Annotated in this window: 1 protein-coding gene; it reads right to left on the bottom strand. The window is 49.1% G+C overall.

What is annotated here, in order from left to right; all coding sequences use genetic code 11:
- The coding region (locus ACXAG7_RS20040; protein WP_476667937.1) for an Ig-like domain-containing protein at positions 1-375 on the bottom strand (375 nt) is incomplete at both ends.

Below are 375 nucleotides of genomic sequence, written 5' to 3'. Positions count from 1 at the left end.
GTGATGCATAGTAGGTTCCTGTGCTCAATGCTGTTGTTCCTGCTAAGGCAGTTCCTCCAGTTGACGCTGCATACCATTGGATACCTGTTCCTGTAGCTACTAAATCCGCTACTGTTGGGCTATCGGCACTACAGAATGCTTGTGCACTTGCTGTTGGTGCGGTTGGTGTTGTGTTTACGGTTACACTTACTGAGGTTCTACTACTCTCACAGCTACTTACTGTTTGCGATGCATAGTAGGTTCCTGTGGTCAATGCTGTTGTTCCTGCTAAGGCAGTTCCTCCCGTTGACGCTGCATACCATTGGATTCCTGTTCCCGTAGCTACTAAGTCGGCTACTGTTGGGCTATCGGCACTACAGAATGCTTGTGCGCTTG

The organism is Tenacibaculum sp. AWR4_210 (assembly GCF_056160945.1).
The sequence above is the reverse complement of the archived record's forward strand: the minus strand, read 5'-3'. Positions and strand labels throughout refer to the sequence as shown.